The following is a 24569-nucleotide window of genomic DNA, read 5'->3' as shown; positions in this document are numbered from 1 at the left end:
GGCCATTCGATTCGCGTGCGCGAGGGGGGACTTGAACCCCCACGCCCTAATACGGGCACTAGCACCTCAAGCTAGCGCGTCTGCCAATTCCGCCACCCGCGCGAACCATCCGGACCTTCATCGGCCGAACAGAGAATAAGTTAGCACGGATCCCGCCACCGCACGAATCGCGGCCGATTCGCCGGGCGCGTCGCACCGGGCTCGGGGTGCGCTTCATCCTCAGGAGCGACCCTCGGCTCACGCGAGGGGGCGCATTCGGGGGTATTAACGGCCGAATATCCCCCGAACGCGACCCCTTCCGCGAGAGGCCGCTCACAGCGCGGCCCCGGCATCATCCTGCGCGCCCGATCGGGGCGAGAAGCGCCCCGGTCGCCCGGACCAGGTCGGCAGGAGCCAGCTCGATATCGAGACCGCGCCGACCGCCCGACACGAGCACGGTGGTGAAACCCTCGGCGGACGAGTCGAGCACCGTGCGCAGCCGCGCGCGCTGACCGAGGGGGCTGATACCGCCGACCACGTAACCGGTCTTGCGCTCTGCGACCGCGGGATCGGCCATGACGGCGCGCTTCCCGCCGAGGGCTGCGGCGAGCGCCTTGAGGTCGAGCCTGCCCGCGACCGGCACGATGCCGAAGACGAGCTCACCGTCGACCTCCGCGAGCAGCGTCTTGAACACGCGCTCGGGTTCGACCCCGAGCGCCGCGGCGGCCTCTCCCCCGAAATCCGTCTCGTGCGGGTCGTGCGCATAGGCGCGTATCTCGAAAGGGATCCCCGCCTTCGTCAGCGCCGCCGTCGCCGGGGTGGATCCCTCGCCCTGCTTCTTCTTCGCCACGGTGACAGTCTAGATACCGGTCCCGGCGACGGATCGGAGCGCTCCTACGGCCGCAGGCGTCGTCGCAGGAGGTCGATGCGCTTCTGCAGCTGGGTGACGGAGGCCTGGGCCACGGCCGGCCCGCCGCACACGCGGCGCAGCTCGGTGTGGATGTCCTTGTGCGGCTCTCCCGAGACCTTGGAGTACATGCCGACGAGCGAGTTCAGCAGTTTGCGCTGCTCGCCGAGCGTGCGGTGCAGCGCCTCGGGTGCTTCCGCCCGCTCCGGCGGGTGCTCGAGCAGGCCCTGTCTGGTCGCGCTGCGCCTGGCCTGCCGCGCCTGCCGCTGCTGCAGCAGGGCCTTCACCTCCTGCGGTTCGAGCAGGCCGGGGAAACCGAGGAAGTCGAGCTCTTCCTCGCTCTCCACCTCCGCGTAGCCGCCGAACTCGGCGCCGTCGAACACGGCGCGATCGAAGTGCGCGTCGGAGGCGAGGGCCTGGTACTTGAACTCGGCCTCCTCGAGCTCGTTGGAGGCTCTATCCTCGCGCTCGGCCTCGGCCATGAGCGCGGCCTCGGCGTCCCACATCTCCTCGGCGCTCTTCGGCCCCTCGAGCACGTGGTTGCGCTCCTTCTCGAGCTCGGCGGCGAGCTGCATGAGGGCGGGCACGTTCGGGATGAACACGGAGGCGACCTCGCCGCGGCGGCGGGAGCGCACGAAGCGGCCGATCGCCTGCGCGAAGAACAGGGGGGTCGACGAGCTCGTCGCGTACACGCCCACGGCGAGACGGGGCACGTCGACGCCCTCGGACACCATGCGCACCGCCACCATCCAGCGCAGCGTCTTCTTCGCACCCATCGAGAACTCGTCGATCTGCTCGGAGGCCGTGCTGTCGTCCGAGAGGATCAGCGCGACCTCCTCCCCCGTGATCTCGCGCAGTTGCTTCGCATACGATTTCGCGGCCGCGTGGTCGGTGGCGATGACGAGGCCGCCCGCGTCGGGGATCTGCTGCCGCACCTCGCTCAGCCTGCGATCCGCCGCTCGCAGCACCTTCGCGATCCACTCTCCCGAGGGATCGAGCGCCGTGCGCCAGGCCTGCGAGGTGATGTCCTTGGTGTTGCCCTCCCCGAGGGCCGCCTCCATCTCCTCTCCGGCCGAGGTCTGCCAGCGCATCTTGCCCGCGTAGACCATGAAGATCACGGGGCGCACGATGCCGTCGGCGAGCGCGCGCCCGTAACCGTAGTCGTAGTCGGTGAGGGAGACGCGCGAGCCGTCGCCCTGCGGTGCGTATTGCACGAACGGGATCGGGGCGTCGTCGGAGCGGAACGGCGTGCCCGTGAGCGAGAGGCGGCGTTTGGCGCTGCCGTACGCTTCTCGGATGGCGTCGCCCCAGCTGAGCGCGTCGCCGCCGTGGTGCACCTCGTCGAGGATCACGAGGGTGTCCGCGCTCTCGGTGAGCAGGCGGTGCTGCACGGGCTTCATCGCGATCTGCGCGTAGGTGACCGCGACGCCGTGGAAGTGCCTGCCGTAGCCGAGGCCATCGCCGTTGGAGTAGTTGGGGTTGAGCCTGATGCCGGCGCGCGCGGCGGCATCGGCCCACTGCGTCTTCAGATGCTCGGTCGGGGCGACGACGATGATCTGCGACACGGTGCGGTTCGAGCGCAGGATCGCGGCGAGCCTGAGGGCGAAGGTCGTCTTGCCCGCACCGGGGGTCGCCGAGGCGAGGAAGTCGCGCGGGTTCTCGTCGAGATAGAGCCGGATCGCCTCCTCCTGCCAGGCGCGCAGGCGCGGGGCCGTGCCGTGGGCGGCGCGCTCGGGATAGGCGGGGGGCAGATGTTCGGCGGCACTCGTTCCTGGGAGATGAAGGCCGGGGTCCGAATCTGTCACGACGCTCTAGACTAGCCGGTGACGCCGACAGCGGGCGCCACCGGGCGACCGGCCGTCACGGGTCACCGATGAGAAGGGCGGGAACATGGCAGAGGCGATCGAGCTCCCCTGGTCGCGATTCGTCGCACTGGGCGATTCGTTCACCGAGGGCGTGGGCGACCCCGACGCCGACAGCCCGGGCGGGCTGCGCGGCTGGGCCGACCGCTTCGCCGAGGTGCTCGCCGAGCACAGCGAGGAGTTCGCCTACGCGAACCTGGCTGTGCGCGGCAAGCTGATCCGCCAGATCGCGGAGGAGCAGGTCGAGGCGGCGCTCGAGCTGCGGCCCGACCTGATCAGCCTGTGCGCTGGCGGCAACGACGTGATCCGCCCCGGCACCGACCCCGACGAGGTGGCCGCCCAGCTCGAGCGCATCGTGGAGCGCCTCTCGGAGGGCGGTGCGACGATCATGCTGTTCACCGGCGTCGACACGAACTTCCAGCCCGTCTTCCGCTCCATCCGCGGCAAGGTCGCGATCTACAACGAGAACGTGCGCAAGGTGGCGCAGCGGCACGACTGCATCGTCGTCGACCAGTGGGCCATCGAGGAGTTGCAGGACGGCCGCTACTGGGCGGGAGACCGCCTCCACCTCAACGCGCTCGGGCACCACACCATCGCGCGCGCGGCGCTCAAGGCGCTGAACGTGCCGAACGATCTCACCCCGCTCGACCCGCCCCCGCTGCCGATGCGCAGCTGGCGCGAGGCCCGCAGGGAGGACGTCGTGTGGGCGAAGGAGCACCTCGTGCCCTGGGTGATCCGCCGCATCAAGCACGTCTCCTCCGGCGACGACATCGAGCCCAAGCGCCCGCAGCCCTCGAGTCCGCGCCGCGGCCGCTACGGGGCTGTCGAGGAATAGCCCGAGCGGCTAGGGTGGGGAGCATGGCTGAACTGACGAAGCACCTCGCAGACACCGTGACGAAGGTCGGCGTCCACTCCGCCTTCGGCGATCCGATCGAGGTCGACGGAACGACCATCATTCCCGTGGCATGCACCTCCTACGGCTTCGGCGCAGGTGAGGGCGATGCGGGCATGGATCAGGCGCAGGGCGAGGGATCCGGCGGAGGCGGAGGCGGCATCTCCATTCCCGTGGGCGCCTACGTCACCCGCGACGGCTTCACCCGATTCGAGCCGAACCTGATCGCGCTCGTGGCCGTCGGCATCCCCTTCGTGTGGGTCGCAGGTCGCGTGCTCGCCCGCATCATCCGCGCGCTGAAGAAGTAGGTCGGATTTCGACTCGCTCCGCTCGCTCAATCAGCGGGTGGGGCATCCGCTCGCCCCAACAGCGGGTCGGGCGCCACCGCCGGTTGAGCGAGGCGCAGCCGAGTCGAAACCGCATCAATCAGCGGACCCGCCGCCCCAGACCCACGGCTCCCGGGGCAGCGCGGCGGGATCGAAGCGCTCGAGCAATCGCTCGACGGTGACGCGCTCTCCCGCCCCCGCGAGCCCGAGTGACGAGGCGAGCGTGCTCAGCACCTCGGCGTCGGAGACGCCGCGATCCCTCAGCTCGGAGAGTGTGACCGCGCCGTCGCGCTTCGCGAGCCTCGCGCCCGTCGGCCCCAGCACGAGCGGGACGTGCGCGTACTCGACCTCGGGCGGCGATGGGACGCCGAGCAGCCGCTGCAGCAGGATCTGGCGCGGCGTCGACGGTGCGAGATCGTCTCCCCGCACGATCTGGTCGACACCCATGGCGGCGTCGTCGACGACGACGGCGAGGTTGTAGGCGACGGTGCCGTCGCCGCGGCGCAGCACGAAGTCGTCGATGTCGCCCACGGTGGGCCCGAGCAGCAGGTCATCGAACGCGAGCTGCGTCACCCCTTCCGGCGCGCGGAGCCGCAGCGCGGGTTCGCGGGGAGCGATGCGCTCGCGGGCGGCCGCGCGCTCGGTCTCGCTCAGCTCGCGGCAGGTGCCCGGGTAGGCGCCGGGAGGCGCGTGGGGCGCGCTCGGCGCGGCGAGGATGTCGCGCCTCGTGCAGCTGCACTCGTAGACGAGGCCCGCCTCCGCGAGTCGGGCGATCGCCGCCTTGTGATCGGCGCCGCGGTCGCTCTGCAGCACCGGATCGCCGTCCCAGTCGATGCCGAGCCGCACGAGGTCCTCGAGCTGCCGCGCCCCCGCCCCGGCGTCGCGCGCCCGGTCGAGATCCTCGATGCGCATGAGGAAGCGCCGACCGCTCGACCGGGCGAAGAGCCAGGCGAGCAACGCGGTGCGCAGATTGCCGAGGTGCAGGTCGCCGGATGGGCTGGGCGCGTAGCGCCCGGATCCCTGTCCGTCTGCGCTCTGATCCTCCTCCATCCCCTCATCCTCCCACGTGGCGTGTCCAGCTCACACCCACAGTCCAGGCCCCCTCCCCCTCCTGAGCGGCACAGGCGCTAGCGTCCTTCCGTCATTACGCACACGGAACGCCGGAAGGGCTCGGATCCCCCAGGATCCGAGCCCTTCACAGCTCTCGGCAGCCGGCTACGGCAGCCGGCTCACAGCAGTTGGACGAGTTCCGCTGCGGCCCCGCTCAGCACGGCCTGCCGAGCGGCCTCCGCCGACGAAGCGGCGAGCGCCAGGTCCGCGAGCCTCTCGCAATCGGCGAGGTCGTGGTGCGCGAGCGCGAGACGCACGAAAGGCACCTTGCTCGGAGCCATCGAGAGACTCGTGATCCCGAGCCCGGCGAGCACGAGGGCGAGCAGCGGGTCGCCCGCCGATTCGCCGCAGACGCCCAGAGGCTTGCCTGCAGCCTTGGCTCCGCGCGCAGCGGCCGCGATGACGTCGAGCACGGCCGGCTGCCACGGATCGAGCAGCGACGAGAGCTCGCCCTCCATGCGATCTGCGGCCATCGTGTACTGCGCCAGGTCGTTGGTGCCGAGGCTGCCGAAGTCGACCTCCCCCAGCACCTGCTCCGCGCGCAGCGCCGCCGCGGGCACCTCGATCATCACACCCGACTTGGGCAGGCCGGCCGCGACCACGCGCTCCGCGAACCAGCGCGCCTCTCCCGTCGTCGCGACCATCGGCGCCATGACGCGCACGTCGGCGCCGGTGGCCCGGGCCGCGTTGGCGAGCGCCTCGAGCTGCGCGTCGAGCAGTTCCGGGCGGGCCTGCGACAGCCGGAGCCCCCTGCGTCCGAGCGCCGGATTCTCCTCCGGCCCGAGGTCGGCGAAGGCGAGCGGCTTGTCCGCACCCGCGTCGAGCGTGCGCACGACGACTCGGCGATCGCCGAAGGGTGCGAGCACGCGGCGGTAGATCTCGGTCTGCTCCTCGACGGTCGGCGCCGTCTCCGACGAGAGGAACACGAACTCGGTGCGGAAGAGCCCGACACCCTCGAGATCCTGCGGCCCGGCGAGCTCCGCGTCCTCGATGCCGCCGATGTTGGCGAGCAGCGCGACGCTGTGGCCGTCGCGGGTGCGTCCCGCACCCGAGAGCGCCGAGAGCGCCGCGGCGAGCCGTTCCCGGCGCTCGCGCTGCGCCTCGACAGCTGCGGGGTCGGGGTCGAGCACGACCTCGCCGCTGTCGCCATCGAGCGACACGGGGGTGCCGACAGGGATCCCCGTTGCCCCCTGCACCTGCACGACGGCCGGGATGCCCATCTGGGCCGCGAGGATCGCGGTATGGCTCGTACGTCCGCCCGCGCGGGTGATGATCCCGAGCACGAGCGAACGGTCGAGCGTCGCGGTCTCGGCCGGGGCGAGGTCTTCGGCGACGATCACACTCGGCTCGGAGAAGTCGGGAACACCCGGCACCGGAAGGCCCAGCACCTCGGCGATCGCGCGGGATCCGACGTCGCGCAGATCGGTCACGCGCTCGGCGAAGTAGCCGCCGAGCGCCTCGAACTGCGCCGCGAAGTCGTCGACTGCGAGCACGATCGAGGTCGCCGGGCCCTGACCCGCCGCGAGGTGCTTCGCGACGGCGCGGTGCAACGCCCGGTCGCGCGCGATCATCGCGGTCGCCTTGAGCACATCGCGCGCGGTCGCGTCGACGTGGATCGCCTTGGCGTCGAGCGCCCCTGCGACCCGCATGAAGGCCGCGACGGCCTGCTCGGCGGCCTGCGCCGGATCAGCGGCGGGCGCCTCGTTCTGCGGAGGCTCGACCGGCGCGGCGACCTGCACGACCGGCCCGTAGGCGGTGCCCGGGCTCACACCGATGCCGTGCAGCCGCGATTCCGCCTCCGACCCGATCGCCGGGCCGTCGGTCGCCTCGCCGGCCGTGCGCATCAGGCGTCCAGATCCGTGGCGAGCAGCTCGACCAGGCGGTCGAGCACGGCGTCGGCGCCGTCGCCCTCGGCGGTCAGCTCGACCTCTTCCCCGTGCTTGGCGCCGAGCGCCATGACGCCGAGGATGCTGCCCGCATCCACGCCCTCCTCGCCCGGGCGGGCGATGAGCACGTCGAGCCCCGACTCGCCCACGGCCTCGACGAACAGCGAGGCGGGGCGGGCGTGCAGGCCGACCGAGGAAGCGATGGTGACGGTACGAGTAGCCATGGGTGTCTCCTTCTTGGGGGTTGTCTCAGAATCCTAGTGCGCGGCGACTGCCGCGTCGGGGGCGATGGTCTCGGCTTCGGCGGCCAGCGCGCGGCGCTGCGCCAGCGACTTCAGCGCGATGACGATGAGGGCCATCACGACGACGCCCGCGATGAGGGCGACGAGGAAGAGCAGCGGCTGGCCGATGAGCGGCAGCACCCAGATGCCGCCGTGGGGCGCCATCAGCGTCGTGCCGAACCACATCGCGAGGCCGCCGGTGACCGCCGAGCCGATGATCGACGACACGAGCACGCGGATCGGGTCGGCCGCGGCGAACGGGATCGCGCCCTCGGAGATGAACGAGGCGCCGAGCAGCCACGCGGCCTTGCCGTTCTCGCGCTCGATCGGCGAGAAGAGCTTGGGGCGCACGGCGGTGGCGAGCGCGAGGGCGAGCGGTGCGACCATGCCCGCGGCCATGACGGCCGCCATGATCTTGAGCTGCGGGGCGTCGCTCACGCCGGCCGCGGCCGAGAGGCCGGCGGTGGCGAAGCCGTAGGCCACCTTGTTCACGGGACCACCGAGGTCGAAGCCCATCATGCCGCCGAGGATCAGCCCGAGCACGAGCACGCCGCCGCCGGTGAGGCCGTTGAGGCCCGCGTTCATGGCCTCCATGAGCCAGACGACGGGGCGACCGAGCAGGGTGATGAAGAGACCCGCGGTGATGAAGGTCGACAGCAGCGGGATCACGACGACGGGCATGACGCCGCGCACGCCCTTGTGCACCTTCCAGCTCGCGATCCAGCGGGCGACGAAGCCCGCGAGCAGGCCGGTGACGAGGCCGCCGAGGAAGCCCGCGTTCATGGCGACGGCGATCGCGCCGCCCGCGATGCCGGGCACGAGGCCGGGGCGATCCGCGATGGCGAAGGCGATGTAGCCGGAGAGGATCGGCACGAGGAACCCGAAGGTGGTCGACCCCATGACGAACAGCAGGCCGGCCCACGAGGTGAGGCTCAGCGGGCTGAAGTGGTTCATGAGGTTGTACTGGTCGTCGCCCGCGAGGCCGTACTTCACGACCTCGATGGCGCCCTCGTCTCCGAGCGCGATCTGCGCGAACATGAACGACAGCGCGATGAGGATGCCGCCCGCGGCCACGAACGGGATCATGTAAGAGACGCCGGTCATGAGCCACTGCCGCAGCTTGGTGCCGACGCCGACCTTGGACTCGGCCTCGGATGCGGGCTCGGTCTCGATGGCCGCCGCCTCGGCGCGCGAGGGATCGGCCGCCCACTGCGCGGCGAGCCGCTCGGCTCGGGCGATGAGCTCGGGCGCGTCCGAGACCGCCTTCTTCACCCCGACGTCGACGGTCGGCTTGCCTGCGAAGCGGCCGCGCTCCTTGACCTCGAGGTCGTGGGCGAAGATCACGGCATCGGCCTCGGCGATCTGCTGCGCGGTCAGCGGGGTCGATCCCGCCGAGCCCTGCGTCTCGACCAGCATGGTGTGGCCGGCTGCCTTCGCGGCGTTCTCCAGCGCCTCGGCAGCCATGTAGGTGTGCGCGATGCCGGTGGGGCACGAGGTCACGCCGACGAGTCGCAGGCCTCCGGCCGCCGCGGGCGCTTCGGCCGAGGCGTCGCCGGTTGCGGGCGAGGGATCCGCGGGCGCCGCCTCTGGTGCGGGATCCGCCTGCGCCGCCGAGGGCGCGGCTTCGGCGGGCTTCGCCGCCTCGGGCTCCGGCACGGGCTTCGCCGCTTCGGCGAGCTGCACGTGCTCGCCGACGATCGCCACGACCTCAGCGGGGGTCGACGCCTCGGTCAGCGCCGCGCGGAAGTCTTCGCGCATCAGCGCGCGGGCGAGCTGCGGCAGCACCTGCATGTGGGCGTCGCCGCCGTCGGCGGGCGCCGCGATGAGGAAGACGAGGTGCGCGGGGCCGTCCTTGGCGCCCCAGTCGATGCCGTCTGCGATGCGGCCGAACACGAGCGAGGGCTCGGTGATCGCGGCGCTGCGGGCGTGCGGGATGCCGATGCCTCCGGGCAGGCCGGTAGCCATCTTGGTCTCGCGCTCGCGTACGTCGTTCAGGAAGAGGTCGAGGTCGGTGCACCTGCCGGTGGCGGCGAGGCGCTCCGCGAGCTTGCGGGTCGCCTCGTGCCGGTCTGCGCCGGTGAGGTCGAGCACCACCTGCTCGTCGTCGATGAGTGGCATGTCGGGTCCTTTCGTGGGGTCTTGCTTCGCGCGGCGGCGCCGCGGCCGGTTGAATCGGGTCAGTCGTCGAGCGGCATGGCGCGGTCGGGGTCGGGGTCGACCGTGACTGGCACGGCGTCGAGGTCGGCGGGTTTCGGCACCTCGGTGCCCGGCAGGCGGACGGCCGCGGCTCCCCAGGCGACCCCCTCGGCGAGGGCGTCTGCGAGGGATCCGCCCTCGGTATCGCGCCGACTGAGGCCGAAGAGCAGCCCGGCGAGCATGCAGTCGCCGGCGCCGACGGTCGAGACCGGGTCGGTGACGATCGCTCGGGCATGCACGGTCTCGTCGGCGGTGACGAGCACGGCGCCGTCGCGGCCGAGGCTCACCGCAACCAGCTCGATGCCGGTCGCCACGAGCTCGCGCGCGCAGTCGATCACGGCTCCGAGGGTGTCGAGCTCCCGGCCGACGAGCTCGGCGAGCTCCTCGCGGTTGGGCTTGATCAGTGTGGGCCCGGCCGCGACGGCCGCGACATAGGGCGCTCCCGAGGAGTCGATCGCGACGCGGGCTCCGCGCTCGCGGGCACGGGCGATGAGCCGAGCGTAGAGGTCGTCGGGGGCACCCGGCGGGAGACTGCCGCAGCCGGCGACCCAGGATCCCTCGCCCGTCCCCTCGAGCGCGGCCTCGAGCAGTGCGTCGGCATCGGCCGCGGAGAGCCGCGGCCCCGGCTCGTTGAGCTTGGTCGTCGTGCCGTCGGGCTCGAGCACGCTGATGTTCATGCGCACCGAGCCGTCGATCGCAACGGTGCGACGAGGCACGTCCGCCCCGTCGAGCAGCGTCTCGAGCAACGCGCCCTCCGGCCCGCCCGAGGGCAGCACCACGACGGTCTCTCCCCCCATCGAGGCGAGCGCGCGGCTCACGTTCACGCCTTTTCCGCCCGCGTCGACGCGGGATGAGGAGGCGCGCAGCACCTCGCCGCGCCGCAGGTCGTCGACGACGATCGCGCGGTCGACGCTCGGGTTCGGGGTGAGCGTGGTGATCATGCGATCACCACGTCGGGGCCGGCCGCGCGGATCGGCTCCGCGATCTCCTCGGCGAGCTGGGCATCGGTCACTACCATGTCGATCTCCTCGATTGCGGCGAAGCGGTGCAGGTGGACCCTCCCGGCCTTGCTGGCGTCGGAGACGAGCACGGTCGTGCGCGAGGCGAGCAGCATGGCCCGCTTGGTCGCCGCCTCGTCCTGGTCCGGTGTCGTGAGCCCGTGAGCGGCGTCGAATCCGTTGCAGCCCATGAAGCCGACATCGACCGTGAGCGACGCGAGCTCGCCGCAGGCCCACGGTCCGACGGCCGCGCCGGTGACCGGGCGCACGCGACCGCCGATCTGCAGCAGCGAGATCCCCGGCCTGGCCGCGAGCGCGGCTCCGATCATGAGGCTGTTGGTGACGACGGTGAGCGAGGCGTCCGCGGGCAGCACCTGGGCGATGGCGAGCGTCGTGGTACCGGCGTCGAGCAGCACGGTGCCGCCCTCGGGAATGACTTCGAGGGCGCGCTTCGCGATCCTCCGCTTCGCCTCGGCCCTGCGCCCCACGCGCTCCTCGATGCCAGGTTCGGGCTCGAGCAGATCCTCGGGGATCGCACCGCCGTGCACGCGGCGCAGCAGCCCGCGGCGTTCGAGTGCGGAGAGATCTCGGCGGATGGTCTCGGTGGTGACGCCGAACTCATCGGAGAGGGGGCTGACCTCGACCCGTCCGTGGGCGCGCGCAGCGGCGAGAATGCGCTGCTGTCGTTCTGCCGCGTACATGGCCGGTCTCCTGCGTCTCGATCCAGTGACGGGAGCGATGCTGCCGTCCGGCACCAGAATCGCACACAATCACCAACAAGTAAAGATATTCCAACATTTGTTTTCTGTGTGTTGTGCATTCGGACGCCTCCCGCCGAGGCTCTTCGATCGTCCGCAGGGGCGCGGTCGCTAGTGTGAGACGCGGAGATCCCCGCGGCGGCAGCGCCTCGGGTACGGCAGGAGGACGGCATGCATCGTTCGAACGAACCGCACGGTCACCGGGTGGGGAGGAACACGGCGGAGCTCAGCCGGCGGCTCGGCGAGCGCTTCGTGAGGGATCCCGAACTGATCGCTCCCTACTCCCGGGACTCCTCCCGCGCGCAGCCCGCGGGCGAGGCGCTCGGCCTCGTACTCGCCGAGTCGACGGCCGACGTCTCGGCCGCGCTCGCATGGGCCCACGCGAACCGCACCCCCGTGAGCGTGCGAGGGGCGGGGACCGGCCTCACCGGTGGCGCGAACGCCTACGCGGGCGGCCTCGTCGTGTCGCTCGAGCGGATGAACCGCGTGCTGCGCGTCGACGCGTCCAACCGCCTCGCCGAGGTGGAGGCGGGCGTCGTGACCGCCGACCTCGACGCCGCCTGCCGCGAGCACGGGCTCTTCTTCCCTCCCGACCCCGCGAGCGCCCGCAGTTGCACCGTCGGCGGCAACATCGCGACCAACGCGGGCGGACTGCGCTGCGTGTCCCACGGCGTCACGCGCGACTCGGTCGCGGGCCTCGAGGTCGTGCTCGCCGACGGACGCGTCATGCGCACGGGCGCGCGTACCCGCAAGAACGTGGTCGGCTACGACCTGACGAGCCTCTTCGTCGGCTCGGAGGGCACGCTCGGGGTGATCACCTCCGCTCTCGTGCGGCTGAAGCCGGTGCCACCCGGCGCACCTCGGACGTTCCGCGCCGCCTTCGACCGGGTCGAGGACGCGGGGCGCGCGGTCACCGCGATCGTGAACGGACCGGCGACGCCCGAGGTGCTGGAGCTCATGGACGCGCTGAGCGTGGAGATCATCGAGTCGTTCCGGCCGAGCGGCCTCACGATCCCCGGTGGGGCCATGCTGGTCGGCCAGACCGTCGGGCTCGACGCCGCGGAGCGGGCGTCGGCGATCGTCGCGACCTGCGCCGCCTTCGGTGCCGTCGACACGGAGATCTCGGAAACGGACGCGCTGCTCGAGGCCCGCCGGCTGTCGAACCCCGCGCTCAACGCCCGCGGCCTCAAGATCAGCTGCGATGTGGGCGTGCCCGTCGCAGCACTCGCCGAGGTCTTCCACGGCATCGGCGAGATCTCGTGCAGGCTCGGCCTCCGCGTCTCGAGCGTCGCGCACGCCGGCGACGGCAATCTGCACTGCACGGTCGAGGCACCCAGCGGGCCCGACGGCACGGCTTCCGCGGAGCGGGTCATCGACGAGATCACGCGCCTCGCGCTCTCGCTCGGAGGCACGATCACGGGCGAGCACGGCATCGGCTCGCTCAAGCGGCACGAGCTCCCGTGGCAGCTCGACCCCGTGGCGATGGAGGTGCAGCGCTCCATCAAGGCGGCGCTCGACCCGCGAGGGATCCTGACGCCCGATCGTGCGATCTGAGCGCCCCCGCTGATTGAGCGAGCGCCAGCGAGTCGAAATCAAGAACTCCGAGGTTTCGACTCGTTCGTTCCTCACTCGCTCAACCAGCGGAGACGCCTACCGCTGCCGAAGATATGGGATATTCAAAAGATATGCCCGATTCGGCCGGCTGCGACATATCTTCGGCAGATTTCATACCGACGGCTGATCCCTCACCTGATCCCTCACCGGGCCTTCCCTTCCCCGCACTCAGGAGTGGTCCATCCGTACGGGTTACGAGTGGTCCATCTCTTGGTCCAGTGGCAGGATCGGATCATGCGTATCCTCTCGATCCAGTCCTCGGTCTCGTACGGTCACGTCGGCAACTCGGCGGCGGTGTTCCCGCTGCAGCGCATCGGCGTCGAGGTCATGCCCGTGTACACGGTGTGCTTCTCGAACCACACCGGATACGGCTCCTGGCGCGGGCCGATGCTCTCCGGCGACGACGTCCGCGATATCGTGACGGGCATCGAGGAGCGCGGCGGGCTCGAGAACGTCGACGCCGTGCTCTCGGGCTACCAGGGCGGCGACAGCATCGGCGACGCGATCCTCGACGCCGTCGCACGGGTGAAGCGGCACAGCCCTGACGCGATCTACGCCTGCGATCCCGTGCTCGGCAACGCGAAGTCTGGCTGTCACGTCGCGCCCGAGGTGCAGGATCTCATCCGCGACCGCGTGGTGCCGAACGCCGATCTCATCACGCCGAACCAGTTCGAGCTCGGCTTCATCACGGGCACTTCGCCGGACACGCTCGAGTCGACCCTCGACGCGGTCGACCGCGCGCGCGAGCTCGGACCGCGCACCGTTCTGGTGACGAGCGTCGAGCGCCCCGACCGCCCCGAGCAGACCATCGAGATGCTCGCGGCTACCGACGACGGAGCGTGGATCGTGCAGACCCCGCATCTGCCGTTCAAGGTCAACGGATCGGGAGACGTCACCGCCGCGCTCTTCACCGCTCACCTCCGGCGCTCGGGCGACGCCGCCGGAGCGCTCGCGCGCACCGCATCGAGCGTGTTCGAACTGCTCGAGCGCACCCTCGCCTCGGGCAGTCGGGAACTGCTGCTCGTGGAGTCGCAGGAGGCCTACGCCTCGCCGAGCATGCGCTTCGAAGCGCACCGCGTGCGCTGACCCCGGTGCGCGTTCTCCGCGGATCCCTCCCCTAGCCCCGCACGACCGCGATTCCCAGCACGGCCAGCGCGACGGAGGCCGCGAGCACGCCCGGACCGTTCGCGAGCGCCGCCAGCGTGCGCCGCTCGCGCAGCAGCTGCACCGTATCGAGACTCGCGGTGCTGAACGTCGTGTAACCGCCGAGGAACCCGACCGAGGCGATGCCCGCGACAGGGTGTTCGAGTGCGAGGCCGGTGAGCACTCCGAGGGCGAACGAGCCCGTGAGGTTGATGATCGCGATGCCCCACGGGAAGCGCGCTCTAAAGCGGCGGGGCAGACTCGTGTCGACGAGGTAGCGCGCGGCCGCTCCGACACCTCCGGCAGCGGCGATCCAGAGGGCAAGCATCGCGGGGCTCATGCGGCGCTCCCCCGGGTCGCACGCGCTGGCCGGCCCCTGCGCAACGCCTGTGCGGTGAGGATTCCCAGCCAGCTCGCGAGACCGCCGAGCGCGATCGTCGCGAGACCGTAGCCCACGGCGAGACCCGGGTCGACGGGGCTTCCGCTTGTGCCGCCGAGCAGCAGCTCGGCGCTCCCGACAGCGAGAGCGCTGTAGGTGGTGAAGCCGCCGAGCACGCCCGTTCCGAGCAGCAGGCGCGTGGCTCGCCAGCGGTCCGAACCTCCGGGCGCGAGCCCTTCGGCGAGCAGGCCGAGCAAGTAGGCGCCTGCGACGTTGATCGCGAGGATGCCGAGCGGGATGCCCCAGCGGTCGCCGATCGCGGCGTCGAGCAGATAGCGGGCCAGAGTGCCGCACGCTCCCCCGAGCGCGACGAGCCCCGCGTCGGCGAGACGTGCCGCTCGCACGCGCGATGCCCTGCGTGCGGCGCTCATGCGCCTGCCCCGTGCATCCGCCGATCCCCTGCTCGCATCACAGACGCATCGTACTCCCCAGAGCACGACGGCGCCGATGAGCGAGCGGTCCGGGCCGCCCTTCCGCAGCCTGATCCTTTCTATGGCGTCGGCCATCGGATCGGTTTCGGCCTTCGTGCTTCGTCGCCTCGTCCCCAGGCAGACGGATTGGCCGCTTCGACTGTGTGGCGACCGGTGCGGTCCCTGATCCGACGCCTTGGAAGCTCGATGAGCCCTGTCAAATGCCCCACGCACGGTCGGCAGGGTTCCACCTGCCGCCGAGCGTCGATTCGGTGAGGATCGGATCGGCGAACGCGACGCATGCGTCGAGGACTTCGGCGAAGGCGACGGGAGTGGTCTCGGTCAGTCGTTGTTTCCGCCGCCAGGTCGCCCACTTCGCCTGGGCGAGTTGGGGCATGTGTCCGAGTCGCTGTGCGAGCGATTCGAGTTCCACGCTTCGATGGTTCGCAACTATGCGGATCGCTTCGCGCAGATCGTCCGCTGAGATGGCGCGTGTTCCCGCGATCGCTGCGATGTCGACGAAGTCTCGCCAGCGGGTGTTCGCTTCGCCACGATCGATCGCGGTGACGATCTTCTCTGCGATCACCATGTGATCGGGGTACCCGTTCAGCCGCAGCGTGCCACCCAGCAGCCTGGGGAGCTCCGCGGTGGTGGGGGCTGGCCAGATCGGGTCGCCGAAGTTCACATCGACGTGCAGTGCGATGCGGGCCGGAGCCAGCTCGGCGGTGATCTTGACTCGCACGCCGGAATAGTCGGCTTCGTCTCGAATCGGTTCACCCGCCACGGACTCCGCGTCGAACTCCAAGCCGTCTTCGAGTGGCGGCGCGATAACTTCACGCACCCGTCGCTCGACCTCAGCGACGTCATTGCCGAAGCCCGATGCGGCGAGGTCGATGTCTCGCGTGGGGCGCCGAGTGGCGAAGGCTGCCATCAACACCCCGCCCTTGAGCACGAAGTCATCCGCACGCACGGATACGGCAAGACGCTCGAGGAACCCTTCGAGTGCATAGAGGGTGAAATACTCCGCGGGATCTCGGCGATGACGCTTGGCGAGATTACGAAGATCGTTGTAGGCGCGGCCGGCCGGGGTGTCTCGCCTGGGGGCCGGGGTCACAACAGTGCCTCCAAGGAGAGTCGAAGCCGCGGGGCAACGGTTGGGAACGACCTGGCTGTTCTCAGAAGCGTCGCAGGCGAGTTGCCGCGCCCTCGGAGCCAGCGTCGGAGCGCTTGGTGCGCCACGTCGCTTCCTTCGCGGTGCATGAGCCGGAATGAATCGATGATCGTGCGCTCAGCGGAGTAGATCGCCACGCTCATCCCTCCGATGTCGCTCAGTTCCCGCCCGATCTCGAAGGTTTCCGGATCGAACGAATGCCATGAGGCGTGGTCGAAACCCGCGGGGTGGCGAGTGCCTCGTGGAAGCGCGATATCCGCACTGAACGGGATCGCATCGCTCAAGTCGTGGTGAACCAGGGCACTCGTCAGGCACAGCGTCGCCGTCTGATGCACGGCGGTGGCGGCTGCGAGGGTCACGAGCGACGGGTCGAGAACACCGGGGCGCACGAAGACGCCGCGGGCGATACGTTCCAGATCACCGCGTTGCAGGAGATCGTAGATGCGATCCTTGCCGATACCGGCAGCGCGTGCATCGGCAAGGGTGAACGCAGGCACTGTGAGTTCCCCCATTTTCACCTCCTAATCGTCTACAGACCAATGGTACCTGTAGACAATTAGGGGCCACAAGCAGATGGGGCGAGCGATACCCCACCCAATACCACTCACATAGAGCCGCCGTATCGCTCTTCGAACATTCGAGCGGTGGGGATCCATCAAGGTCGAGATCGGCATGCTTCCGAGCCATGGATCATGCAGGGCACCTCACCTCATTTGACCAAACAGACCGGTCTGTCTATATTGAGAACGGTGGCACCGACAGTGGGATCGGCGGCACCGACATTGGTATCAGCAGCAGCATTGAGATCGGGATCAGCGGGCGGGCCTCGGGGACTCGTCAAGGCTCGCACTGCCCATACCCCCTCACCCACCACCGGCCACACCTCACCCACGGAACACGATCGGAGGAGCCCTGTGCGACCGAGCACACGAAACGGAAACCGCACGCCGAGCGCGCGCGAGCGCCTGCTCGACGCGGCGGCCCACCGCTTCTACACCGACGGCGTCAACGCGACCGGGATCGACCGCATCATCGCCGATGCGGGGGTCGCCAAGGCCAGCCTCTACAACAATTTCGCGTCGAAGGGCGAGCTCGTGCTCGTCTACCTCGCCGAGCGCCACTCCGAATGGCTCGACCTGCTCGCAGCGCGCGACGAGCTCGCCCGCTCGCCCGAGGGACGGGTGCTCGCCGTCTTCGACGCCTACCTCGACCACGCCCGGCCCGACATCGGCGACGGATTCCGCGGCTGCGGTCAGCTGAACGCCGCGGCCGAGTTCCCCGCTGGCGACCCGGCGCGGGCACTCGTTCGCCGCCAGAAGGAGGAGGTCGAGGCGCTCCTGCGCACCCGCGTCTCCGATGCGCTCGGCGAGGGCACACCCCGGGCGACGGCTGCGGCGCTCGCGGAACAGCTCAGCTACCTGCTGGAGGGGGCCGTCGCGCGCGCCGGGCTCGAGGAGCACGAGGAGCGGCTGCTGCGCGCACGCGCCATCGCCGCCGACATGCTGGCGCACGCGGCGGGCGAGGCATGCACCGTGCACGCAGAACACGCCGAGCCGGCAGAACACGCCGCACACGCGCAACACGGAGCGACCCGCAGCGCCCACGCAGCAGGTGAGGAACACATCGAGCGCTCCGAGCACGGCCCCGGAGCCGAGGCTCGATGACGCCGACGCCCCGTACGTCTCAGCTGCCGCGGCCCGCGCTGCCCTTCCTCGCGATCCTGGTCGCCGCCGCACTCTGGGGCACCACCGGCACCGCGGCCACGTTCGCGCCCTCCGCGGGCCCGCTCGCGATCGGCGCGGCTGCGCTCGGTGTCGGCGGTCTGCTGCAGGCCGCGGTGGCGGCGCGCTCCCTGTTCCGCGAGCGACGGGCGCTGCGATCGCACCCGGCGGTGATCGCCGCGGGATCCCTCGCGGTGGCCGTCTACCCGCTCGCCTTCTACAGCTCAATGCATCTGGCGGGGGTCGCGGTCGGCACGGTCGTCTCCCTCGGTACGGCGCCGATCTTCTCCGGGGTGCTCGAGCGCACCCTCGACGGCACCAGGCTGAGCGGGCAGTGGCTGCTCGCCGCCGCGCTGGGCATCGCCGGCTGCGCCCTGCTGAGCGCGACCGAGGCGACCGGGGCCGGTTCCGCCTCCGCGCTCGGCATCCTGCTCGGCACCGTCGCGGGTTTCACCTACGCCCTCTACTCCCGGGCGGCCTACCGCCTCATCACGAGCGGCGTCTCGCGCGCCTCGGCGATGGGTTCGGTGTTCGGGATCGGCGGCGCGCTGCTGCTCCCGGTGCTCGTCGCGACGGGGGCACCGCTCATCTCGAGCCCAGGCGCGTTCGCGGTCGCGGTCTATATGGCCGTCGTACCCATGTTCCTCGGGTACGTGCTGTTCGGCTATGGCCTCACACGCGTTCCACCGAGCACGGCCACGACCCTGACACTCGCAGAACCGGCGATCGCCGCCGTGCTCGCGGTCGTGATCGTCGGAGAGCGCCTGACGCTGTCGGGCTGGTGCGGCGTCGCCGCGATCACCGCCTCGCTCGTGGTGCTGGCACTGCCTGCACGGCGCGGCTCCCCGTAGCAGCGGCGATCCCGCGCCTGCCCTGGCCGATCCCTCGGCACCGGCCCTATGCTCGAGACATGCGGGCGAGGGATCGAGCGGGGCGCGCACTGCGCCGCACCTGGCACCGCGGAGCCGACTACGGGTGGGCGCTACGCGAGATCGGCAGGGGCATCGCGTTCCCCCGCCTGCCTCCGCGCTTCGCGCACGGCGACCTCGCCCCCGTGCTCCTGCTGCCCGGCGTGCTCGAGAACTGGACCATGATGCGCCGCATCGCCGAGCGCCTGAACGCGCTCGGCCACCCCGTGCATGCACTGCCCGAGCTGCGCCGAAACACGGTCTCGGTGCCGCAGGCATCGGCGCTCGCCGAGGCCTATCTCGAGCGGTTCGACCTGCGGAGCACGGTGCTCGTGGCGCACAGCAAGGGCGGGCTCATCGGCAAGCACCTCCTGCTCGGCGATGCCCGGGGCCGCGTAGAGGACCGCACGCGTGACCGCATCGACCGGCTCGTGGCGGTCGCGACACCGTTCGCGGGTTCGAGTCTCGCGCGGCTCGTGCCGCACCCCGCGATGCGGGCCTTCCGCCCCGACGACGCCGTCATCCTCGCACTCGACGCCCACCCGGAGGTGAACGGCAGGATCACCTCGATCTACCCGCGCTTCGACCCGCACATCCCGAGCGGTTCCCACCTCGCCGGAGCCGTGAACATCCCCGTCGAGACGGCCGGGCACTTCCGAGTGCTCGGCGATCCGGCGGTGATCGAGGCGGTCGTCGCCGCGGTGGGATGACACCGCCAGCGCGCCAGGGTCGCGTTAGGATCCCTCGCCCCTAGGCCCGGCTCGTCGCCGCGGCCACGTGAGGCGCAGGCGCGTCAGGATCCCTCGCCGCCTCGGCCGGGCTCGTCGCCGGGCCCTCCGGATCCTTCGCCTTCCGCTCGCTCGCGGTCGAGATCGGCCAGCTGCACCCGCATCACCGTGTCGAGGATCGCGGCGAGCCAGTCGAACACGAGCACCGTTCCGCGTGTCTCCTCGTCGGCCTCCAGGCGCGCGTGGTCCGACTCGTGCTCGAGCCCGATGCGGGCCGCGATCGCGAGCCGCAGCGCCGTCAGCGTGCGGGCCCACGCGGGGAGCGCGGCGGACGGCAGTTCGACCTCCACATCGGCCTCCGAGAAGGGATCGCCCCCGAGGCCGAGCGCCGAGGTCACCTCGAGCGCGTCCTGCAGCTTGCGGTTCAGGATGCCCTGCTCGGTCACCTGGCGGAAGCGGCCCGACTCGTCGTCGCCCTCGTAGGCGTCGGGGAAGAGCCGGGCGAGCGCGGGGTCCTCGGGCTTCGCGTCGGAGCCGCCGACCTCGAGGCTCGCGAACAGCGGGTCTGGATCGAGCGCGGTCGAGCTGTGGCTCTGCAGCAGCTGCACGAGCTGCGTCACGAGCTGATTCAGCATCGCCGCCTCGTCGTGCTGCAGCACCATCCGCAGGCCGCCCTCGGGCGGCTGCACCACCATCATCCGTCGCCCGCCTTCCGCACGGTGGCCCACAGCCCGTAGTCGTGCATCGCCTCGACGTGCATCTCCATCGCTTCGCGCCCGCCCTCGGCGACCACGGCGCTCCCCCGGTGGTGCACCTGCAGCATCAGCTCCTCGGCCCGCTCGGGTGTGAAGCCGAAGTGCTTCTGGAACACGAAGGAGACGTACGACATGAGGTTCACGGGGTCGTCCCACACCACCGTCTGCCACGGCGACTCGGGGGCGGTCTCGCTCAGCTCGGCGCCGCGCGCCTCGGACCGGATCTCGACCGCGACCATCAGCCCCACCCGAGTTCGTGGATGCGCTCCTCGGTGATCCCGTAGAAATGGGCGATCTCGTGCACGAGGGTGATGCGGATCTCAGCGGCGAGCTCGTCGCGGTCGGCGCAGTGCTCGAGCAGGTTCTCGCGGAACAGGATGATGCGGTCTGGCTCCTCGCCGTAGCCGTAGATGTTGCGCTCGGCGAGCGAGAACCCCTCGTAGACGCCGAGGATGTCGCTGCCGTCGTCGGGCCGGTCCTCGACCAGGAAGATGACGTTGTCGAGCTGTTCGAGCATGTCGTCGTGCAGCGAATCGAGGCCGTCCGACACCATCGACTCGAACTCCTCGTGCGAGATCTCGAGCATGCGTCCAGCCTAGCGGGGAGCGCCGTGGAGTGGGATGGGAGACCCGCGGCGTGCGCGGGGTTCGGGCGAGTGTGCGAAGCGCCTCGAGTATGGGCTATGATCGTAGGGTTGCCTCGCCCGAGCGGTGAGGTCGCATGGTGGGCATAGCTCAGTTGGTAGAGCACCGGCTTGTGGTGCCGGTGGTCGCGGGTTCAAGTCCCGTTGTCCACCCCGATGCATCGGCCCCGACTCTCGAGTCGGGGCCGATGTTCTTTTTCTGCGCGGGTGGCGGGGCGGCCGAATCAGCCCGCCCGCCGGCCCGGCGAGCGGAGCGAGTCGAAACCGCCGCCGAACCGGCCCGCACTCACCGCCTGGGCACCAACCGCGAGATCGGCAGCGGCGGTGCGGGAAGCGCCGCCGGCTGCCCGTCGGGGAAGTCGCCGAACAGGCGCGGCTTGCCTGCATCCTCCGGTCGCTCGGCTTCGAAGCCGAGCTCGGCCTGGTAACGGCTGCGGTACTCGACGATCTCGTCATGGTCGCGGCCGACGAAGTTCCACCACATCACGATCCGCTCGCCGAGCGGAACCCCGCCGAGCAGCAGCACCCGAGCGCCGGCTTCCCCCGCCGATATCTCGAGCGCATCCGCGCCAGGGGGCACGTAGGCGAGGGATCGGTGCGCGACGGGAACGCCGTTGACGGCGACCTCCGCGCTCTCGGCCAGCACCGCGTGCTCGAAGTCGCGCCGCACGTCGAGCCTGGCCTCCGCCCCCGGCTCCAGGTGCAGTTCTGCGCCCAGCAGCGGAGGGGTGCGGGTGTCGACGGGCGAGACCGATCCCAGCAGCTCGCCGATGAACACCCGCGCGGTGACGCCGGGCAGGTGGACCGGCTCGGGCGCGTAGTGCTCGAATCGGTTCTCGCTGAACCGGGTCTCCTCGGGCAGCGCATACCAGAGCTGCACCCCGTGGAGCGATATCGTGTCGGGAGCGCTGAGCTCCTGATGGGTGATGCCGCGCCCGGCGATCATGAGGTTCAGCTCCCCCGGCACCACCGTGGCGGCGTTGCCTCCCGAATCGAGATGCTCGATGCGACCGCTGAACAGCCACGACACGGTCGCGAGACCGGTGTGCGGGTGCCGCGGCACGCGCATGCCTCCCGTGAGCGAGACGTCGTCGGGCCCGTAGTGGTCTAGGAAGCACCAGGCGCCGACGAGCGATCTGCGCCGCTGCGGCAGCGTCCGGTGCACCGTCATCGCCCGCAGCCCGCCGAGGGGCACGGCGCGCGGCTCGAGCGTCTCGACGGCCGTGCACGGCCGGCCGGGGCCGAGCAGCGAGAGGCTCGGGTGCCGATCGAGGTTCGTCATGTCGCCGCCTTCCGAAAGGGATCGTGAGTGCTCGATGCCAATGTAACGCGGATGCGCCCCGCCCGCGGATCCCTCCCGGAATCGAGTCGGGCGGTGCACGCTCACACCGGCGGCTGCAGCGAGCGCGGATCGACGACGGGGCCGCGATCCGTGAGCAGACTCGCCGAGGTGACGCCTGCCGAGCCGAAACGACCGCGCACCTCGTCGACGGCCTGGTCGACGGCGCGCCATCCGTCGTCGTCGCTCCACAGTGCGGCGGTGTCGCTGCCCTCGGCGACCAGCTGCTCGGCGCGCACGCCGATGAGGCGCACGGGTCGTCCCGCGGCACCGAGCCCGGCGAACAACTCGCGGGCGGTGCGGTAGATGCGGTGGGTCGAGTTCGTCGCCTCGGGGAGGGTGCGCGAGCGGGTCACCGTCTCGAAGCTCGACCAGCGCACCTTAATCGACACGGTGCGCGCCTCGGCGCCTGCGGATCGCAGACGCTCCCCCGTGCGGGTCGCGAGCCGCAGCAGCTCGCGCTCCAGCACGACGGCATCGGTTTCGTCGTGCGCGAAGGTCTCCTCGTGGCCGATGCTCTTCTCGACCCGGGTCGTCTCGACGCTCCGGGCGTCGCGGCCGTTCGCGAGTTCGTGCAGTCGTCGCGCCGAGGCGCCGCCCACGATCCGCTCGAGCGTCGGCAGCGGTTCGCGCGCCAGCTCGGCGACGGTGTGGATCGCACGCGACTTCAGTGCCTGAGCCGTGGCGCGGCCGACGCCCCACATGGCCTCGATCGGCAGCGGGTGCAGGAAGTCGAGGGTGCGTTCCGGAGGGATCTCGAGCACGCCGTCGGGCTTCGCGCGCTGCGAGGCGAGCTTCGCGACGAATTTCGTGCCGGCGAGGCCGACCGACGCTGGGAGGCCGGTGCGATCCCTCACCCGCTCGCGCAGCTGCCGCGCGATCTCCGCCGGGGGCCCGAAGAGCCGCACCGAACCGGCGACGTCGAGGAACGCCTCATCGATGCTCAGCGGTTCGACGAGCGGGGTGAACTCGCCGAAGATCTGCATCACCTGCTTCGACGCCCGCCGGTACTTCTCGAAGGTGGGAGGCACGAGCACGAGCTGCGGACACAGCTGCTTCGCACGCCCCACGGGCATGGCCGAGCGCACTCCGAAGCGGCGCGCCTCGTAGCTGGCGCTCGATACGACCGAGCGCGGCGTGTCGTGCGCGGCGGCGACCGGCAGCCCTCGCAGCTCGGGCCGGTCGAGCAGTTCGACGGACACGAAGAACGAGTCCATGTCGACGTGCAGGATCGAGGCTGTCTCGCGCTGCCGGCCGGTCATGCATCCATTGCACCACGAACCTCCGTCACTCACCTGACCGGGCGCGCGGCGCACCCCTGAGAACCTCGCGCGCCAACGATTCGTCGAGCACGAGTTCGGTGATGAGCCCCGCCGCGAGCGCGCCGAGCAGGCTCTCACGCTTCGAGCGCCCGGATGCGATGCAGAGGCGATGAGGGATCGTGCGGATCGCGTCGAGCGACGGCCCGCTCGAGCGCGTGTTCAGCTCGATGCCGTCGTCGGTGCCGTCCTCGCGGTAGAAGACGGTGGCGCAGTCGCCGACCACGCCGGCCCGCTCGAGCTCGACGACGTCGTCGCCGTCGAGATAGCCGCCCGTGTAGACGTGCGAGGGCATATCGGAACCGGGCGCGCCGAGTCCGAACACGAACAGCCCGACACGCGCCTGGATGTCGAGCACGCTGCGTACGGAGCGCTCGCGCCACATCGCGCGCTTCGTCGCCGGATCGTCGAAGATGGCGGGTACCGGGAACTGGTGCAGGGAGGCCTGGAAGGCGGCTCCGAAGCGGTCGAGCAGTTCGCCCGCGTAGGAGAGCCCGGAGGTCTGCGGGTTCATCGCCCCGTTCATCTGCACGACGTGGGTGTCGTGCGTGGGTTTGCTCGGCAGGTGTCGCACGAGGGCCGACAGCGTCGCACCCCAGGCGATGCCGATCGTCAGCTCGGGGCGCACGGCCGCGGCGAGCGCACCGGCCGCGAGCTGCGCGGTGCGCTCGAGGCGTTCGGCCTCGGAAGCGCGAACAGGCGCCTGCGCCACCCGCACGGAGATGCCGAAGCGGTCGGCGAGTGCCTCCTCGAGTCGGCTGCGGGCGATCTGCGGCGAGTGCAGGGTGATCTCGACGAGTCCGCTCTCGCGCGCGAAGCTGAGTAGGCGCGAGACCGAGGAGCGCGAGATGCGCATCTCGCGCGCGATCGCCTCCATGGTGCGGTGCTGCAGGTAGTAGGCCTGCGCTGCGCCCAGCGCGGCCTGCGCGCGGCTCTCCGGCGAGATCGCCATACTCGCACCTCCTGTCGTGCTGTCGCCCGGCTTGCTGCCCCGGTCGCGCGGCGGCCCAGCGGCGCGGCGGCCCCACGGGTACGGATTCCTTGCCCCAATCTTGCACATATGTGCAGCAAGCTTGCAAACCCTTCCAGATCTGACAGTCTGGGGACGGAGCATCCGAGAGGGGGGGGGCCCCGAGGGGGGGGCCCCCCCCCCCAGGAGGAAAACCCAGACCCCCCCGCCAGAA

General features: G+C 70.9%; 25 protein-coding genes and 2 tRNA genes. 8 read left to right on the top strand and 19 right to left on the bottom strand.

All coding sequences use genetic code 11. The features are described 5' to 3' along the window. Positions 1-16: 16 nt before the first annotated feature. From J4H91_RS09995 to J4H91_RS09985, 3 genes are all read right to left on the bottom strand, one after another. Positions 17-102 (bottom strand) — tRNA-Leu (locus tag J4H91_RS09995). Positions 103-331: 229 nt separating this feature from the next. Continuing rightward, positions 332-829 (bottom strand): Cys-tRNA(Pro) deacylase, encoded by a 498-nt coding sequence (gene ybaK / locus J4H91_RS09990; protein ID WP_208046121.1) that lies wholly within the window; start codon positions 827-829, stop codon positions 332-334. 44 nt (positions 830-873) lie between these two features. Next, positions 874-2691, bottom strand: a complete 1818-nt coding sequence (locus tag J4H91_RS09985; protein WP_208046120.1) for a DEAD/DEAH box helicase family protein — start codon at positions 2689-2691, stop codon at positions 874-876. 85 nt (positions 2692-2776) lie between these two features. Here J4H91_RS09985 and J4H91_RS09980 point away from each other — a divergent pair, with 85 nt between their 5' ends. After that, a complete protein-coding gene (locus tag J4H91_RS09980) occupies positions 2777-3583 on the top strand; it encodes an SGNH/GDSL hydrolase family protein (protein WP_208046119.1) in 807 nt (268 codons plus the stop codon). 23 nt (positions 3584-3606) lie between these two features. Then, positions 3607-3948, top strand: coding sequence for a GerW family sporulation protein (locus J4H91_RS09975; protein ID WP_208046118.1), 342 nt, complete (start codon positions 3607-3609; stop codon positions 3946-3948). A 114-nt stretch (positions 3949-4062) separates the two neighbouring features. On the opposite strand, the gene gluQRS is transcribed toward J4H91_RS09975, so the two are convergent. From gluQRS to J4H91_RS09945, 6 genes are all read right to left on the bottom strand, one after another. After that, the gene (gene gluQRS / locus J4H91_RS09970) at positions 4063-5016 is read right to left on the bottom strand and encodes a tRNA glutamyl-Q(34) synthetase GluQRS (RefSeq protein ID WP_208046117.1); all 954 of its coding nucleotides are present in this window, start codon (positions 5014-5016) and stop codon (positions 4063-4065) included. Between the two features lie 179 nt (positions 5017-5195). Next, entirely contained in the window at positions 5196-6920 is a 1725-nt protein-coding gene (gene ptsP, locus J4H91_RS09965; protein WP_208046116.1) for a phosphoenolpyruvate--protein phosphotransferase, read from the bottom strand. Then, positions 6920-7186, bottom strand: coding sequence for an HPr family phosphocarrier protein (locus J4H91_RS09960; protein ID WP_208046115.1), 267 nt, complete (start codon positions 7184-7186; stop codon positions 6920-6922). Before J4H91_RS09960 ends, ptsP begins: the two co-directional genes overlap by 1 nt. Positions 7187-7219: 33 nt before the next feature. Beyond that, positions 7220-9361, bottom strand: coding sequence for a PTS fructose transporter subunit IIABC (locus J4H91_RS09955; RefSeq protein ID WP_208046114.1), 2142 nt, complete (start codon positions 9359-9361; stop codon positions 7220-7222). Between the two features lie 59 nt (positions 9362-9420). Next, positions 9421-10380 carry a 1-phosphofructokinase gene (gene pfkB / locus J4H91_RS09950; protein WP_208046113.1) on the bottom strand — a complete coding sequence of 320 codons (960 nt, stop codon included), beginning with the start codon at positions 10378-10380 and terminating at the stop codon, positions 9421-9423. Further along, positions 10377-11138 (bottom strand): DeoR/GlpR family DNA-binding transcription regulator, encoded by a 762-nt coding sequence (locus tag J4H91_RS09945; protein WP_208046112.1) that lies wholly within the window; start codon positions 11136-11138, stop codon positions 10377-10379. Before J4H91_RS09945 ends, pfkB begins: the two co-directional genes overlap by 4 nt. Positions 11139-11366: 228 nt before the next feature. Between J4H91_RS09945 and J4H91_RS09940 the strand changes: the two genes are divergently transcribed. Together J4H91_RS09940 and pdxY are read left to right on the top strand one after the other, a co-directional pair. Then, a complete protein-coding gene (locus J4H91_RS09940; protein ID WP_208046111.1) occupies positions 11367-12749 on the top strand; it encodes an FAD-binding oxidoreductase in 1383 nt (460 codons plus the stop codon). A gap of 294 nt (positions 12750-13043) precedes the next feature. Beyond that, on the top strand, positions 13044-13895 hold the full coding sequence (pdxY, locus tag J4H91_RS09935; protein ID WP_208046110.1) for a pyridoxal kinase PdxY: 852 nt from the start codon (positions 13044-13046) through the stop codon (positions 13893-13895). Between the two features lie 31 nt (positions 13896-13926). Here pdxY and J4H91_RS09930 read toward each other — a convergent pair whose 3' ends face one another. The 4 genes from J4H91_RS09930 to J4H91_RS09915 all read right to left on the bottom strand — a co-directional run bounded on the left by J4H91_RS09930 (position 13927) and on the right by J4H91_RS09915 (position 16484). Beyond that, positions 13927-14292 carry a fluoride efflux transporter FluC gene (locus J4H91_RS09930; RefSeq protein ID WP_208046109.1) on the bottom strand — a complete coding sequence of 122 codons (366 nt, stop codon included), beginning with the start codon at positions 14290-14292 and terminating at the stop codon, positions 13927-13929. Continuing rightward, a complete protein-coding gene (locus J4H91_RS09925; RefSeq protein ID WP_208046108.1) occupies positions 14289-14762 on the bottom strand; it encodes a fluoride efflux transporter FluC in 474 nt (157 codons plus the stop codon). Before J4H91_RS09925 ends, J4H91_RS09930 begins: the two co-directional genes overlap by 4 nt. A 256-nt stretch (positions 14763-15018) precedes the next feature. Further along, positions 15019-15915 carry a nucleotidyl transferase AbiEii/AbiGii toxin family protein gene (locus tag J4H91_RS09920; protein WP_208046107.1) on the bottom strand — a complete coding sequence of 299 codons (897 nt, stop codon included), beginning with the start codon at positions 15913-15915 and terminating at the stop codon, positions 15019-15021. Continuing rightward, complete coding sequence (locus tag J4H91_RS09915) at positions 15912-16484, bottom strand: type IV toxin-antitoxin system AbiEi family antitoxin domain-containing protein (RefSeq protein ID WP_208046106.1); 573 nt, start codon at positions 16482-16484, stop codon at positions 15912-15914. The genes J4H91_RS09920 and J4H91_RS09915 overlap by 4 nt, the downstream gene beginning before the upstream one ends. A gap of 402 nt (positions 16485-16886) precedes the next feature. Between J4H91_RS09915 and J4H91_RS15590 the strand changes: the two genes are divergently transcribed. Genes J4H91_RS15590 through J4H91_RS09900 form a run of 3 tightly spaced genes read left to right on the top strand, consistent with a single transcriptional unit; the run spans position 16887 to position 19311 of the window. Then, positions 16887-17636, top strand: a complete 750-nt coding sequence (locus J4H91_RS15590) for a TetR/AcrR family transcriptional regulator (protein ID WP_341783510.1) — start codon at positions 16887-16889, stop codon at positions 17634-17636. Next, entirely contained in the window at positions 17633-18544 is a 912-nt protein-coding gene (locus J4H91_RS09905) for a DMT family transporter (RefSeq protein WP_208046104.1), read from the top strand. Before J4H91_RS15590 ends, J4H91_RS09905 begins: the two co-directional genes overlap by 4 nt. Before the next feature lie 59 nt (positions 18545-18603). Continuing rightward, complete coding sequence (locus J4H91_RS09900) at positions 18604-19311, top strand: esterase/lipase family protein (RefSeq protein WP_208046103.1); 708 nt, start codon at positions 18604-18606, stop codon at positions 19309-19311. Between the two features lie 83 nt (positions 19312-19394). Here J4H91_RS09900 and J4H91_RS09895 read toward each other — a convergent pair whose 3' ends face one another. The 3 genes from J4H91_RS09895 to J4H91_RS09885 are packed head-to-tail and all read right to left on the bottom strand — an operon-like array spanning position 19395 to position 20670. Next, positions 19395-20027, bottom strand: a complete 633-nt coding sequence (locus J4H91_RS09895) for a DUF2017 family protein (protein ID WP_208046102.1) — start codon at positions 20025-20027, stop codon at positions 19395-19397. Further along, positions 20024-20332: an ATP-dependent Clp protease adapter ClpS gene (gene clpS, locus J4H91_RS09890; RefSeq protein ID WP_424960840.1), complete on the bottom strand. Its 309-nt coding sequence runs from the start codon at positions 20330-20332 to the stop codon at positions 20024-20026. Before clpS ends, J4H91_RS09895 begins: the two co-directional genes overlap by 4 nt. Further along, on the bottom strand, positions 20323-20670 hold the full coding sequence (locus tag J4H91_RS09885) for a metallopeptidase family protein (protein ID WP_208046100.1): 348 nt from the start codon (positions 20668-20670) through the stop codon (positions 20323-20325). Before J4H91_RS09885 ends, clpS begins: the two co-directional genes overlap by 10 nt. Positions 20671-20807: 137 nt before the next feature. On the opposite strand from J4H91_RS09885, the gene J4H91_RS09880 reads away from it, so the two are divergent. Beyond that, positions 20808-20880: transfer RNA gene (locus tag J4H91_RS09880), tRNA-His, on the top strand. A gap of 133 nt (positions 20881-21013) precedes the next feature. Here the strand turns inward: J4H91_RS09880 and J4H91_RS09875 are convergent. From J4H91_RS09875 to J4H91_RS09865, 3 genes are all read right to left on the bottom strand, one after another. Beyond that, entirely contained in the window at positions 21014-22009 is a 996-nt protein-coding gene (locus tag J4H91_RS09875; protein WP_208046099.1) for a pirin family protein, read from the bottom strand. A 101-nt stretch (positions 22010-22110) separates the two neighbouring features. Beyond that, positions 22111-23328 (bottom strand): DNA polymerase IV, encoded by a 1218-nt coding sequence (dinB, locus tag J4H91_RS09870; protein ID WP_208046098.1) that lies wholly within the window; start codon positions 23326-23328, stop codon positions 22111-22113. A gap of 25 nt (positions 23329-23353) precedes the next feature. Next, positions 23354-24337: a sugar-binding transcriptional regulator gene (locus tag J4H91_RS09865; protein ID WP_243752871.1), complete on the bottom strand. Its 984-nt coding sequence runs from the start codon at positions 24335-24337 to the stop codon at positions 23354-23356. Positions 24338-24569: the final 232 nt, after the last annotated feature.

This window comes from Leucobacter ruminantium (assembly GCF_017565705.1).
GTDB classification, from domain to species: Bacteria; Actinomycetota; Actinomycetes; order Actinomycetales; family Microbacteriaceae; genus Leucobacter; species Leucobacter ruminantium.
The sequence above is the reverse complement of the archived record's forward strand: the minus strand, read 5'-3'. Positions and strand labels throughout refer to the sequence as shown.

Coding starts and splice junctions, on each gene's coding strand:
- J4H91_RS09900 (WP_208046103.1), top strand. CDS start 18,604: ATGCGGGCGAGGGATCGAGCGGGGCGCGCACTGCGCCGCACCTGGCAC.
- J4H91_RS09955 (WP_208046114.1), bottom strand. CDS start 9,361: ATGCCACTCATCGACGACGAGCAGGTGGTGCTCGACCTCACCGGCGCA.
- J4H91_RS09980 (WP_208046119.1), top strand. CDS start 2,777: ATGGCAGAGGCGATCGAGCTCCCCTGGTCGCGATTCGTCGCACTGGGC.
- dinB (WP_208046098.1), bottom strand. CDS start 23,328: ATGACCGGCCGGCAGCGCGAGACAGCCTCGATCCTGCACGTCGACATG.
- J4H91_RS09925 (WP_208046108.1), bottom strand. CDS start 14,762: ATGAGCGCCGCACGCAGGGCATCGCGCGTGCGAGCGGCACGTCTCGCC.
- J4H91_RS09960 (WP_208046115.1), bottom strand. CDS start 7,186: ATGGCTACTCGTACCGTCACCATCGCTTCCTCGGTCGGCCTGCACGCC.
- J4H91_RS09940 (WP_208046111.1), top strand. CDS start 11,367: ATGCATCGTTCGAACGAACCGCACGGTCACCGGGTGGGGAGGAACACG.
- J4H91_RS09895 (WP_208046102.1), bottom strand. CDS start 20,027: ATGATGGTGGTGCAGCCGCCCGAGGGCGGCCTGCGGATGGTGCTGCAG.
- J4H91_RS09975 (WP_208046118.1), top strand. CDS start 3,607: ATGGCTGAACTGACGAAGCACCTCGCAGACACCGTGACGAAGGTCGGC.
- J4H91_RS09930 (WP_208046109.1), bottom strand. CDS start 14,292: ATGAGCCCCGCGATGCTTGCCCTCTGGATCGCCGCTGCCGGAGGTGTC.
- pfkB (WP_208046113.1), bottom strand. CDS start 10,380: ATGATCACCACGCTCACCCCGAACCCGAGCGTCGACCGCGCGATCGTC.
- ptsP (WP_208046116.1), bottom strand. CDS start 6,920: ATGCGCACGGCCGGCGAGGCGACCGACGGCCCGGCGATCGGGTCGGAG.
- gluQRS (WP_208046117.1), bottom strand. CDS start 5,016: ATGGAGGAGGATCAGAGCGCAGACGGACAGGGATCCGGGCGCTACGCG.
- J4H91_RS09945 (WP_208046112.1), bottom strand. CDS start 11,138: ATGTACGCGGCAGAACGACAGCAGCGCATTCTCGCCGCTGCGCGCGCC.
- J4H91_RS09915 (WP_208046106.1), bottom strand. CDS start 16,484: ATGGGGGAACTCACAGTGCCTGCGTTCACCCTTGCCGATGCACGCGCT.
- J4H91_RS09885 (WP_208046100.1), bottom strand. CDS start 20,670: ATGCTCGAGATCTCGCACGAGGAGTTCGAGTCGATGGTGTCGGACGGC.
- pdxY (WP_208046110.1), top strand. CDS start 13,044: ATGCGTATCCTCTCGATCCAGTCCTCGGTCTCGTACGGTCACGTCGGC.
- J4H91_RS09875 (WP_208046099.1), bottom strand. CDS start 22,009: ATGACGAACCTCGATCGGCACCCGAGCCTCTCGCTGCTCGGCCCCGGC.
- J4H91_RS09865 (WP_243752871.1), bottom strand. CDS start 24,337: ATGGCGATCTCGCCGGAGAGCCGCGCGCAGGCCGCGCTGGGCGCAGCG.
- J4H91_RS09905 (WP_208046104.1), top strand. CDS start 17,633: ATGACGCCGACGCCCCGTACGTCTCAGCTGCCGCGGCCCGCGCTGCCC.